Below are 13,302 nucleotides of genomic sequence, written 5' to 3' on the forward strand. Positions count from 1 at the left end.
CGAAGGAGCAAGCAATGCCTATGAAAATAAATTCGATGGTGTAAGTTTTGATGGTAATCCATACCTTGATTTTTATAGTATGGTTAATACCACTAAACTTGTAATTCAGGGTCGTGCTTTGCCATTTGTAAATACTGATGTTGTTCCGTTAGGATACAAAACATCAGTTGAGGATACTTTTACCATAGCAATAGACGAGGTCGATGGTAAAATGACCAATCAGACTATTTATTTAGAAGATAAAAAAACTGGTGTCATTCATGATTTACGCTCAAGTGATTACACTTTTAAAAGTGCTAGTGGTACATTTACTGACCGATTCGTTTTAAAATATGCCAACAAAACACTAGGAACAGGTGATTTTGAAAATACCCAGGACGGAATTTTAATTTCGGTAAAAAACAAAGTAATTAACATAATTTCATCAAAAGAAAATATAAAAGAGATTACCATTTTTGATATCACAGGAAAGACACTTTACAACAAAACAAAAGTTTCCAATACTGAACTTCAAATTCAAAACCTGCCATCAAGCAATCAGGTTTTATTGGTAAAAGTGACTTTAGATAATGATTTTACAACGACCAGAAAAATCATATTTCAATAACAGACAGATAATATATTAATCCTAAAAAAAGAATCCATCAGCCTCGGTTGATGGATTTTTTTGTTATTAAAATATCACTAAAAGTGGGTATTGCAGGTTTTAATATAGAGATATAAACTCAGGTTAATTCTTACATGTTTTAATTTTGATAAAAAAAATAATTCTTTCATTCGTTTTTTTGATACTCAATAAGTCATTATATCTTTATTTTAAAGGCTAACCCATTGTTTTTTAGTCGATATAAAATCATTAGAAGTGTTAAATTCCTACATTTTTGATTGTTTTTTTTGATTTCAATGTAAATAAAATCGTACCTTGTTACTATATTTGTATAAAAGCCAACTAAGACAATTCTTATACTTTCCACTTGAACTAAAACGAACATCTGTTTTTTAGTTTTTTATTTGCCCTAATGCTGATTGCTGAATTTAATTACCCCACTTAAATGAAACAAAAAGTACTTATTACATTATTCTTTCAATTGTAATTTTAGGATCAGCTCTTCCTGTATTCTTGTTTTATTTATTGAGGTATTTATAAATCATGCTGTTAGATTTTTCTGATCAATAGTTTATGTTTTTTAATATAAAAAAATACCACAATGAAAAGAATTTTACTTACGCTTCAGTTAGTTGCATTTCCCTTATATTTTTACGCACAAACCAAAACAGTTAATTTTTCAAATACAGTAACGAGTAGTTTTTACGTTCCAGCTGGTGTTCCTTCCGTAACTATGAACGCTTGGGGAGGTGGAGGTGGAGGTGGAGGTACAACCGTTCCTTTGGTAAGTTTGCAAAGAGGCGGCGGCGGCGGCGGCGGCGGCGCTTTTGCTAGTGGTACATATACGATGCTTCCCGGTATAACAAATTTATCTGTGATAGTAGGCGCGGGGGGGGCAGGAGGTATTGGAAATAATATCGGACAAACGGGAAATTCTTCAATTATTGCGGGTTATATTTCTGCAGTTGGTGGTAAAGGCGGTCAGCAAAATACATTGAATTCAGCAGGCAGTACTGCAGCTGGAGGTTTAGCTGGAGCTGCATCAGATTGCATTGGTCAATCAAATATGAACGGAGTTCCTGGTGGAACGGGGCAAACTGCCTTGGTTAATGTTTTTTCAGGAGCTGGTGGTAAAGGTGGAAATAATGGTGGAGATGGAGGGGCAGCGGTTGGAGGTGGTTTATTAGGAAATTCTAATGGGATTGCAGGTACTCAACCTGGAGGTGGAGGAAGTGGATCAAAATCTTCTCTTTTATTAGGTGCAATAGGAACAGGAGGAGCAGGAGGAGCAGGAATGGTGACGATTTCTTATGATTGTCCTATCTATACTTTAACAAGTATTACAGCATCAATTGTTGATTTATGTTCAGGAACATCATCAAGTATAGTACTTAACGGTAATTTACCAGTTGGTCTTTATAGTGTTGCTTATCAGGTAAACGGAGTGGCACAAACTCCTGTTAATATGAATGTAACCGGAGCCGGAAATACGGGGTCATTTATAGCTCCCGGTTTTACAACTTTAGGAACTAAAAGTTTAGCCGTTACATCGTTAACATCAGGGACTAGTACAAATGCTGCTGATAATTGTACTACCGGACCTTTAACTTCAGGTAATACTGTTACAGTTACTACAATCTCTTCTGGAACTGCACCAATTGCTTTGGCTGGAACAGTAGCTACCTGTACACAAATAACAGCAAATTGGCAAGCCGTTTCAGGATCAAGTTATTATGTGCTTGATGTCTCGACAGATATTAATTTTGGTAGTTTTGTAGGTATATATAACGCTTTAAACGTTGGAAACGTGCTAACATATAATGTTACAGGTTTAAGTAACGCAACTACTTATTATTATAGAGTCAGAGCATATAGCGGAACCTGCATTAGTGCAAATTCTAATACCATAACATATAAACCTGCAGTTGTTCCGGGTAATGTTGTTTTAGCACCAGTTACAAATGTAGTGTGTAGTGTGTTTACAGCCAACTGGACGGCCGAAATAAATGCAGTAAATTACTTATTAGACGTTTCAACAGATGTCAATTTTGTTAGTCTCGTTTCAGGTTATGGTTCCCTTAATATTGGTAATGTAACAAGTTATACAGTAACTGGTTTGTCTCCAAGTACTACTTATTATTATCGCATCCGGGCGCAAAATGGTTGTGCTGCCAGTTCTTCATCAACAGCTACAGTGCAAAATATAACAACTACAAGTGCTATTCCGGCAACTGTTGTTTCTACTGCAGCTACAAATATTTTTTGTACTGTATTTACTGCAAACTGGAATACACAAACAAATGGAACAAGTTATTTATTAGATGTTTCAACTGATCCAGGTTTTGGTACTTTTGTTACAGGCTATAATTCCTTTGATGTTGGTAATGTAACTAGCTATATAGTTACAGGTTTATCAACCTCAACTACATATTATTACAGAATAAAAGGTAGAAATGGTTGTGGTAATAGTGTAGCTTACTCTACTGTGCAAGGAGCAACAACATTAAATAGCGCTCCTTTGGCTCCAACAGCCGTAGCTTCTTCGGGGGTTTTGTGTACTCAGTTTACAATGTCCTGGAGTGCTGCAACAAATGCTTTAACTTACGAGGTACAGATTTCTACAAATAATACATTTCCTGCCACTACAGCGACTCAAACTTATACAGGAATCACCGCGACAAATTATAATTTTACAGGATTGACACCGGCAACTGTTTATTACTATAGAGTTCTCGCAAGAAATGGTTGTGGGATTAGTCCTTATGGAGTGCCATCTCCAATTTCTATAACTACTCTTGCTCTTCCTGTCGCCCCTACAATATCAGCTTCCGGATCCTTAAATATTTGTCAAACTAGTAATGTTACCCTTACTTCCAGTTCAGCTACAAATAATGTATGGTCAACAGGTGCTACATCGCAAAGTATTGTAGTTACAGCTGCAGGAAGTTATACTGTAAAAATAGTCAATCCCGGAGGCTGTGAAAGCGCTTCTTCTTTACAATCTACAGTAACAATTTCTAATTTACCAACAGCTACGGCTGGAGGTAGTACAACAATTTGTTCTAATGCTTCAGCTACTGTAACTGGAGCTTCAGCAACAAACGGTAGTATTCAATGGACTTTTAGTGGAGGTTCTGGAATATTGTCTAATCCTACAACACTCAGCCCTACTTACACTCCTTCTTTAGGCGGAACAGCGAGAACAGTTGTTTTAACAATGACTGTTACCAGTAATAATGCCTGTTCGCCACAAATAGCAACAGCTACTTATACAGTCAATATTCAGGGCGCACCAACAGCTGTTTCATCAGGTTCACAAACAATTTGTGCAAACGGATCAGCTACTGTAAGTGGAACTTCAGCAACGAACGGGACTATTTTATGGACACATAATGGGGCAGGATCAATTACAAACGCAACAACATTAACACCAACATATAATTCTGTAATAGCGGATGGAGGGAATCAGGTAATGTTAACAATGACAGTGACAGCTTCACCAACTTGTTCAACTCCTTATGTTGCAACATCAACTTATCCTTTATTAGTGCAACCTGTGCCATCTACCCCACAAAATAATTCTCCATTGCAGCCCACATGTCTTGTTCCAACTGGTAGTGTAGTTTTAAAAAATTTACCAAATCGAAATGATTATACAATTATTCAAAGCGGAACGGCTTCTAATATGTATATAGGAGGAATCGGCTCCGATTTAACTAGGTATACTATTACGGGATTAATTCCTGGCGCCTATAATTTTTCTGTTCAATACCCGGGAAGCTGTGTTTCGCTGCCTTTACAAAATATTGTAATAAATCCTTTAATAACAAATACCTATACCATCGCAGGAGGCTGGTCGAATGGAGCAACAACAACATTGGATCAAAATATTATTTTTGCCGATGATTTTTCTTCAAGTGGTGATATAAATGGTTGTACATGTAAGGTTAACGCAGGTAAAAAAGTGAGCATAAATCAATTGCATACCTTAACGATTGAAAATGAATTGGTCGTTGATCTGTCAGTAGGGACGGAATTGACATTTCAAAATAATGCAAGTTTAGTTCAGATTAATAATGCAACTAATTCAGGGAATATCAAATACATGCGTACAATTGGTATTCGTCAGGCTGATTTTGTGTATTGGTCAACACCTGTAAAACCACAGCAATTGCTTAAAGTCTCACCTGATACCAAGCCGGATATGTTTTATTATCATCATGGTTCGGGCTGGATTGATGCTGATAGAAACGCCGATATGGTTGTTGGAAAAGGATATATTATTCGTGGTCCTGAAAATTATCCAAATGATTCAAAAACGGATTACACTGCTAATTTTATTGGAGTTCCGAATAACGGAAATCTAACAGGCGAACCATTAGAGGTGGGTAAATATCGTTTAATTGGAAATCCTTATCCATCGGCTTTAAGTGCAGACGCTCTTATATTGGGTAATACGGTTTTAAACGGAACTCTTTATTTTTGGACGCACAACACGGCTGTAACCCCTGTTGGAAATTATGATTATAATCCAAACGATTATGCCAGTTATAACCTTAGTGGTGGTGTAGCAACTGCAAAATCTGCAAAATCAGATCCTGGACATTCAGACGATCCTGCAAATGATAATGGTAAAAAACCAACAGGTAAAATAGGGGCTGGTCAGGCATTTTTTGCCAGTGGACGTTTAGCAGGACCTGTGATTTACAATAATTCAATGCGATCAGGAGGAGCTAATAATAGTCAATTTTTCAAATCATCCGAAACTTCAAAAGAAGCTACTGTTGAAAAAAATCGCATCTGGCTAAATATGTCTAATGCAGAAGGAGTTTTTAAACAAATTTTGATAGGTTATATACAAGGTGCTACTAATGCTTATGAAAGCAAATTTGATGGAGTAAGTTTTAATGGTAATCCATATCTTGATTTTTATAGTATGGTTAATACCACTAAACTTGTAATTCAAGGTCGTGCCTTGCCATTTGTAGATACTGATATTGTTCCGTTAGGATACAGAACGACAATTGAAGGTGATTTTACGATTTCGATAGACGAAGTAGATGGATATATGACAACTCAAGCAATTTATCTCGAAGATAAAATAACCGGAGTAATCCATGATCTAAGAGCAAGTAATTATACTTTTACTACCGCAATAGGAACTTTTACAGATCGTTTGATTTTAAGATACACAGATAAATCACTAGGAACTGAAGACTTTAAAAATCATGAAAACGGAATTTCCGTTTCTGTAAAAAATAAAGCCATAAATATATCGTCTTCCATCGAAAATATAAAAGAAGTTATGATTTACGATATTTCCGGAAAGTTACTTTATAATAAAAATAAAGTTGGAAATAAAGCTTTACAAATTCAGAACCTGCAATCTGCTAATCAGGTTTTGTTGGTGAAAGTAACTTTGGAAAATGATTTTACAACAACCAAAAAAACTTTATTTTAAGAATTAAGATAAAAGCAGCTGTAGTTTTATAAAACTATAGGAGCTTTTTTATTTAATTTTTTCAGGCACTCTTTCGCAAGTTCTCATGAGTATTAGTAATCGCCTTTTCATTCTTATAATCAATCCATTTCTGGCCTTTGAATTTACGCATCAAAATATCAAAATGACGCATGATAAAAACGTTGTAAACGGCTTTGGATAAATTGGTAATGTTTTTAGGGAAAGCACGCAAACTCATAGAGAATCCGGGCGTTAAATATTTCATGTAGTGCCAATAACCTTCGGGCATATACAAAACTTCGCCATGTTTTAGATTCGTGATATAACCTTCGGCATTTTGAAGCGCGGGAAACTTTTCATAATCAGGATTGTCAAAATCAATGTCTTCCCTTGAAATTAATGCATGCGGAACTTTGTACATATATTTCGACTGATCCGGCGCAAAAATCATACATTGTTTTTCGCCATGAAAATGAAAATGCAGAATATTCGAATAATCAATATCATAGTGCATGAACACTTTCGAGTTTTCTCCGCCAAAAAATAACATCGGCATTTGTTTGACTAATCTTAAACCAATATCTGGCCATAAAAAGTCATCTTTTAATGTTGGCACTTCCTTCATTAAATTATAAAGAAAGATGCGGTAATTAGTTGGTTTTGATTCTAATAGATTGATATAATCGCTCATTTTCATTGTAGTATGCGCTTCATTAAAGCCATCTTCATGATTTACGGGTCTATTGTCGTATAAAGGAACGATAGTATCGCCGGCGATTTCTTTGATATAGTGTAGTTTCCATTTATGATAAGCCGGCCAATCTTCGGTTAGCTCTTCAATAACAACTGGAATTTGTTTTTTTACATATTGGGAAATAAAATCAGATTTTGAGATCTTTTTTACCCTTTCGATTTGTGTTAACTTCATCTCTTTAAATAAAAAAATTGCTTATAGCTCTCTGCTATAAGCAATTTAGAAATATTTCTTGAAAGTTGTTAACTCTTTTAATTAATTTTTTGATTTGATCGAAGCCTCAAGGTTTCTTTCAATCGTATGTCCGGGTCTCGACCATTTAGGTTTTTCGCCTAACGGAGCGAACTGAGAGTCAGCTGCTTCAACGGTTTGAGGCTGTGAAACTTTAACAAATGGTTTTTGCGGAATCAACCCCAATAAGTCAAACATTTTCATGTCTTCCTGAACATCAGGATTTGGCGTTGTAAGCAATTTATCTCCGGCAAAAATAGAATTTGCACCGGCAAAAAAGCACATTGCCTGTCCTTCGCGGCTCATATTGGTTCTTCCCGCAGAAAGACGTACTTGTGTATCCGGCATTACGATTCTTGTTGTAGCAACCATACGAATCATTTCCCAGATTTCAACCGGTTTTTCTTCTTCCATCGGAGTTCCTTCAACTGCAACCAAAGCATTGATGGGCACAGATTCCGGTTGCGGATTTAAAGTAGAAAGAGCAACAAGCATTCCTGCTCTGTCTTCGATGCTTTCTCCCATACCAATAATTCCTCCGCTACAAACCGTAACATTCGTTTTACGAACATTTTCTATAGTTTGCAAACGATCTTCGAAACCACGGGTAGAAATTACATCTTTATAATATTCTTCAGAAGTATCTAAATTGTGATTGTAAGCATACAAACCAGCTTCTGCCAAACGTTGTGCCTGGTTTTCGGTAATCATACCCAGAGTACAGCAAACCTCCATATCAAGTTTGTTTATGGTACGAACCATTTCTAAAACCTGATCAAATTCTTCACCGTCTTTTACGTTTCTCCACGCAGCACCCATACAAACGCGGGATGATCCGCTGGATTTGGCACGTAAAGCCTGAGCTTTTACCTGACTTACACTCATTAAATCATTTCCTTCGACACCAGTGTTGTAACGTGCAGCTTGCGGACAATAACCACAGTCTTCAGGACAGCCGCCGGTTTTGATAGAAAGTAAAGTCGATACCTGAACGACGTTAGGATCATGTTTTTGCCTGTGTATCGTTGCTGCTTCATACAGCAGGTCCATCATAGGTTTATTATATATGGCGATTATCTCGTCTTTAGTCCAGTTATGTTTTGTGGCGTTCATTGGTTTATTGTTTTTGTAGCTTCAAATGTAATTAAATTGTTCTAATCAATAATATAGATTCCTTTAAATGAATATTCTTCATTAAATTTCAAAAAAGAAGCATTCTAAAATCATATTTTTTTGTTATTATATGATTTTAGAATGCTTAAATGATTATTTATTTTGAAAATATTAATCGGCTACATACTTGTTGTTCCAATACAGCATCATCATTAAAGTGACAATTACCGAAGAAGCAACCCCTTCAAATAATAAACAAATACAGTAAGTAGGTACCGAAGGATTTCCTCCAAACATAAAAGCTTCTGATAGTGTTTTTACATAAGCGTCACCGCCTCGTGCATAACTATAAACCAGTAACCCGAAAACGCTCATCGCCACACCAACCACAGAAGTTGCCATAGCAGAAACGGCATTCGATACAAAATTAGTTTCTCCTTCCTGCAGGTTCATCCTCATTGTTTTGTTTACGCCGTAAAATATAAAAAATACATTCAGCGTACGTAAATAGAATAAATGAGCTAAACCTAATACGTTCATCAATAAAAAATAAATTCCTATACCAAGGAATATCAGGAAACCGTTGGTTATTTCTTTAGGTAATTTCATAGTGGTTATTTTTAAAGAAGTTAATAGTAAATATTTGACAAACAGAGTTCTATGTCAAATTTACTAAAAAAATAACTACAATGATTTAAAAATGGTGAAAAGTATATTCAGGTATTTCTTAAAGCTGACTAACAAAAGCCAAAGCATCTTGTTTATCCTGTTTTAATTGGGCTTTCAGTAAATCGAGCGAACCAAATTTTTGTTCTTCGCGAAGATATTGCAGCAACGAAACTTCGATTTTTTGACCATAAATATCAGCATCAAAGTCAAATAAGTTGACTTCGATAGTTTGGTTTTGTCCATTTACAGTTGGGTTATAACCAATATTCATCATCCCAAAAAAATCTTTTTCTTCTATTAAAGCTTTCACTACATAAACACCAACTTTTGGAATTAACTTGTATTCTTCTTCAATTTTGATGTTGGCAGTAGGGAAACCAATTGTTCTTCCTAATTGTTTTCCTTTAACCACTTCACCTGTTAAAAAATAAGAATATCCCAAATAGTCATTGGCCAAATCCATATTTCCTTCGTTTAAAGCCTTTCTGATCTTGGTAGAACTTACAGATACATCCTGAATTTCCTGAGCCGAAATTTGTTCGACTTCGAAACCGTATTCAGCTCCAAAAGCAATTAAATCATCAATATTGGCTGTTCTGTTTCTTCCAAAACGGTGATCGTGACCAATAATTATTTTTTGAATATGAAATTGATCTACCAAAATAGAATGTACAAACTCCTCAGCGGTTAATCTGGAAAAACTTTCATTAAACGGATGAATAACAAGATTTTCGATGCTGGTTGCTTTCAGAAGTTTTGTTTTTTCAGCAATAGTATTCAAAAGTTTTATTTCTGATTTTTCCTGTAAAACCATTCTTGGGTGCGGAAAAAAAGTGAGCACTAAACTTTCGTATTTTCCGTTTTCAGTATTTTGAGTAATTCGCTCAAGAATTTTTTTATGACCAATATGTACGCCGTCAAAGGTACCAAGAGTTAAAATTGTTTTCTTGGTTGACTGAAAATCGTTTATAGAATGAAAGAGCTTCAAAACAAATAATTTAAGATGGTGCAAATTTATACTATCTATTTTAAATTTTATACTAAGCCGAATTGATTTTTAATGAGAATCGGGCTATTTTATATAAAATGTAACAACTTGTCGACTAAAAAGCATTAATTGTCGCAGATATGTAAGAGTTTAATTTAATTCACTTAATTTTGATTCGTCAATTATCATTTGGGTATGAAAAAAAATCTACTTCTTTTATTTTTTATTTTTTGTTGTGCAAATATTTATGCTCAAAGTGATAATTTGTGGCAAAAAGTAAGTTCAGCTTCTGTTAGCAAGAGGATAAATTCGTCTGATTCAGAAAGACTTTACTATAAACTTAATACCGATTTTTTAAAATCGAAACTTTCCGGTACAACTGATAAATCATCAAAAAAGAATACAACACAAATTACAATACCAAATCCTAATGGTGTTCTGGAAAGATTTACAGTGTGGGAATCTTCTAATTTTGAACCGGAACTGCAATCAAAATATCCTGAGATAAGAGCTTATGAAGGAATAGGGGTAGATGATAAATCGGCTAAAATTCATTTTAGCGTTGCACCAATTGGTGTTCAGACCATGGTATTTCGTTCTGAGAAACCTTCCGAATATATTGAGCAAGATCCTGAAGATAAGTCAGGGTATGTTTTGTTTACAAAAAATGATCTGCCATCTACAGCACGATTAGAGTGTAAAACAACAAATGCAATTCCAGATGTAAATACTTCGTCAAAAACAGCAAAGTCAGCTGCAAATAATAAAGTTTTCAAAACCTTACGACTAGCAATTTCCTGTACAGGTGAATATACTGCTTATTTTGGAGGAACAAAAGAGGGTGCATTAGCAGGAATGAATGCTACCATGACAAGAGTAAATGGAGTTTTTAATAGAGATCTTGCTGTAAAATTGGTTTTAATTGCCAATACCAATGCAGTTATTTATACCGATGCCGCAACAGACCCCTATTCTGATGCTGCCAAAGGAACATCAGAAGATAAATCAGATGGTAATGATTACTGGAGCAAGGAACTTCAGAGTACATTAACAACCGTTATTGGCGATGCAAATTATGATATAGGACATTTGTTTGGAGCTTCTGGAGGCGGTGGTAATGCAGCTTGTATAGGTTGCGTTTGCGAAAGCCCAACAGCATCAAATGTTATAGGTAAGGGTAGTGGTTATACTTCACCATCTAATAATAAACCTCAGGGAGATACTTTTGATATTGATTTTGTTGCACATGAAATGGGACATCAATTGGGAGCAAATCACACTTTTTCTTTCGATGGTACAGAAAGAACAGGCATGAATGTGGAGCCAGGAAGCGGATCTACTATTATGGGTTATGCCGGAATAACAAACTATGATGTTCAAGATAATTCAGATGATTATTTTGCCTATACGAGTATTTGGCAAATTCAGAGCAATCTTGCCACAAAAAGTTGCCCGGCAAGCACTGCAATAGAAAATAATCCGCCTGCGATTTATGCCGGTACAGATTATACAATTCCAATAAGTACACCGTTTATTTTAACAGGTACAGGTTCTAATGGTGCTGCCGCAACTTATACCTGGGAACAATTTGATAGTGCAATATCGTCATCAACGGCAAATAGTAATAGTGTTGCTTACCCCACAAAACCTGACGGACCATTGTTTAGGTCTATAATTCCGTCTAATTCTCTGGTTCGCTATATGCCGGCTTTAAGCACTGTTCTTGGAAATAAATTAACCACAACCTGGGAGTCTGTTTCATCTATTGCAAGAACGTTGCATTTTACTCTAACAGCTAGAGATAATGGAGCAGAGGGACTGGCGCAAACGAATAGTGACGAAATGGTGGTGAATGTGGCTGGTAATGCCGGCCCTTTTGCAGTAACCTCACAAAACACCAATGATGTAAGCTGGCAAACAGGATCATTTCAAACCATAACATGGAGTGTGAATAATACCAATACTTTGCAAGGCTCTTCAAATGTAAATATCAAATTATCTATAGATGGCGGATTGACATTTCCGATTGTTCTGGCTTCAAATACTCCAAACGATGGTTCTCAATCTGTACAGATTCCAACAAGTGTAGAAGCTTCAACAAATTGCAGGGTTTTGGTTGAACCAACAGCTAATATCTATTATGCCATAAATAGCCAGTCATTCGCAGTTGGTTATACCTCTACGACAACTTGTGATTCTTATAGTTTCGGAAACGCTTTTGATATTCCGTTTTCAAGTTCATTTACGACCAAAACCGTGAATGTACCCGCTTCGACAGGAACTGTTTCTGACGTAAATGTGATGGTGAATTTTACACATGAAAGAATTTCTGATGTCGAAATTCAGATCGTAAGCCCACAAGGAACAACAGTTAATTTATATAACAATAAAAGCTGTGGTGGAATCCAGTCTACTTTGGCCTTGCAGTTTGACGATGCCGGAGTTCCTTTAGATTGTTCTAAAATAACCAGCCAAATTGTTATTCCGGTAGATTTATTAAGTGTATTTAATGGGCAGGATCCTAAAGGTACGTGGACTTTAAAAGTTCGCGATGCAGTTACAGGCAGGTTTGGAACAATAAATTCAGCTGCGGTAAATATTTGTAATCAAACTTTTAGTCTGGGAGAACCTAGTCTGGAAAAAATAGAATTTGCAATACATCCAAATCCAACCAGAGGTAATCTTACCATTCAGTTCGAAAGTGATTCTTTGAACAGAATTGAGGTTTTTGTGCATGACATTGCTGGTCAAAAAGTATATTATAATTCTTTTGATAAAGCGCATCATTTTAATCAGAACATCGATGTAACAAATCTGTCTGCAGGAATGTATTTTGTGACCGTTATTGATGGAGACGACAGAACTGTGAAGAAATTGATTGTTTATTAAAACTATAAAAGTTGGAATTTTTAAATTTCGTGTAAAAGTTTGGAATTTAATTCTAGGAGTTCGCCATCGCCATACAGACAATACTAATTTTAGCCGCGGGAATTTTTAATAAAGCTTTTGAGCATGCTTCGAGAGTGGCACCGGTTGTTAAAACATCATCTACAATTAAAAAATGTTTGTTTTGATTTTCTTCTGTAAAAATCACATCAAATATATTTTCGATATTATCGGATCTCCCCACGAGATTCTTTTTTGATTGTGTTTTGGAATATTTTTTTCGATATAAAACAGCATCATTGTAAGGAATGCTGAAACCTTTGGCTAAAGCCTTCCCAAAAGTTGTAACCTGATTGTAGCCGCGTTCCCTGAATTTTTTAGGATGTAACGGAACAGGAATAACAACATCAAAAGGAGTTTCTAAAACGAGTTCTTTTAAATCTTCAACATACCAATTTCCTAAAACAGTTCCAATCTCTTCGTGGCCTTTATATTTTAGGTTGTGAATAAGTTCCTGAGCGATTCCTTTTTTGTTAAAATACAAAAGCGCCTATTCATGTTCGATAGCAATCTTGCCATAAAATTTCTTGACC

General features: G+C 35.6%; 8 protein-coding genes. 3 read left to right on the top strand and 5 right to left on the bottom strand.

Annotated features, from left to right (window positions below):
- A partial coding sequence (locus GIY83_RS20825; RefSeq protein WP_208683245.1) for a T9SS sorting signal type C domain-containing protein occupies positions 1-607 on the top strand: 607 nt, incomplete at its 5' end.
- A 601-nt stretch (positions 608-1,208) separates the two neighbouring features.
- Positions 1,209-6,068, top strand: a complete 4,860-nt coding sequence (locus tag GIY83_RS25120; protein ID WP_208683246.1) for a fibronectin type III domain-containing protein — start codon at positions 1,209-1,211, stop codon at positions 6,066-6,068.
- 61 nt (positions 6,069-6,129) lie between these two features.
- Here GIY83_RS25120 and GIY83_RS20835 read toward each other — a convergent pair whose 3' ends face one another.
- From GIY83_RS20835 to GIY83_RS20850, 4 genes are all read right to left on the bottom strand, one after another.
- Complete coding sequence (locus GIY83_RS20835; RefSeq protein ID WP_194617247.1) at positions 6,130-6,996, bottom strand: cupin-like domain-containing protein; 867 nt, start codon at positions 6,994-6,996, stop codon at positions 6,130-6,132.
- An 81-nt stretch (positions 6,997-7,077) separates the two neighbouring features.
- On the bottom strand, positions 7,078-8,166 hold the full coding sequence (bioB, locus tag GIY83_RS20840) for a biotin synthase BioB (protein ID WP_194617248.1): 1,089 nt from the start codon (positions 8,164-8,166) through the stop codon (positions 7,078-7,080).
- A gap of 171 nt (positions 8,167-8,337) precedes the next feature.
- Positions 8,338-8,775 carry a hypothetical protein gene (locus GIY83_RS20845; RefSeq protein ID WP_194617249.1) on the bottom strand — a complete coding sequence of 146 codons (438 nt, stop codon included), beginning with the start codon at positions 8,773-8,775 and terminating at the stop codon, positions 8,338-8,340.
- A gap of 118 nt (positions 8,776-8,893) precedes the next feature.
- Complete coding sequence (locus GIY83_RS20850; RefSeq protein WP_194617250.1) at positions 8,894-9,823, bottom strand: bifunctional riboflavin kinase/FAD synthetase; 930 nt, start codon at positions 9,821-9,823, stop codon at positions 8,894-8,896.
- 195 nt (positions 9,824-10,018) lie between these two features.
- Between GIY83_RS20850 and GIY83_RS20855 the strand changes: the two genes are divergently transcribed.
- On the top strand, positions 10,019-12,712 hold the full coding sequence (locus tag GIY83_RS20855) for a reprolysin-like metallopeptidase (protein WP_208683248.1): 2,694 nt from the start codon (positions 10,019-10,021) through the stop codon (positions 12,710-12,712).
- Between the two features lie 52 nt (positions 12,713-12,764).
- On the opposite strand, the gene GIY83_RS20860 is transcribed toward GIY83_RS20855, so the two are convergent.
- Positions 12,765-13,253 (bottom strand): phosphoribosyltransferase family protein, encoded by a 489-nt coding sequence (locus GIY83_RS20860; RefSeq protein ID WP_347349831.1) that lies wholly within the window; start codon positions 13,251-13,253, stop codon positions 12,765-12,767.
- Positions 13,254-13,302 lie beyond the last annotated feature (49 nt).

It is taken from the genome of Flavobacterium sp. SLB02 (assembly GCF_009664855.1).
Taxonomy (GTDB): Bacteria; Bacteroidota; Bacteroidia; order Flavobacteriales; family Flavobacteriaceae; genus Flavobacterium.

Bases quoted from the DNA above. Each gene is read 5' to 3' on its own strand.
- GIY83_RS20845 (WP_194617249.1), bottom strand. From the start codon at position 8,775: ATGAAATTACCTAAAGAAATAACCAACGGTTTCCTGATATTCCTTGGT.
- GIY83_RS20855 (WP_208683248.1), top strand. From the start codon at position 10,019: ATGAAAAAAAATCTACTTCTTTTATTTTTTATTTTTTGTTGTGCAAAT.
- GIY83_RS25120 (WP_208683246.1), top strand. From the start codon at position 1,209: ATGAAAAGAATTTTACTTACGCTTCAGTTAGTTGCATTTCCCTTATAT.
- GIY83_RS20835 (WP_194617247.1), bottom strand. From the start codon at position 6,996: ATGAAGTTAACACAAATCGAAAGGGTAAAAAAGATCTCAAAATCTGAT.
- bioB (WP_194617248.1), bottom strand. From the start codon at position 8,166: ATGAACGCCACAAAACATAACTGGACTAAAGACGAGATAATCGCCATA.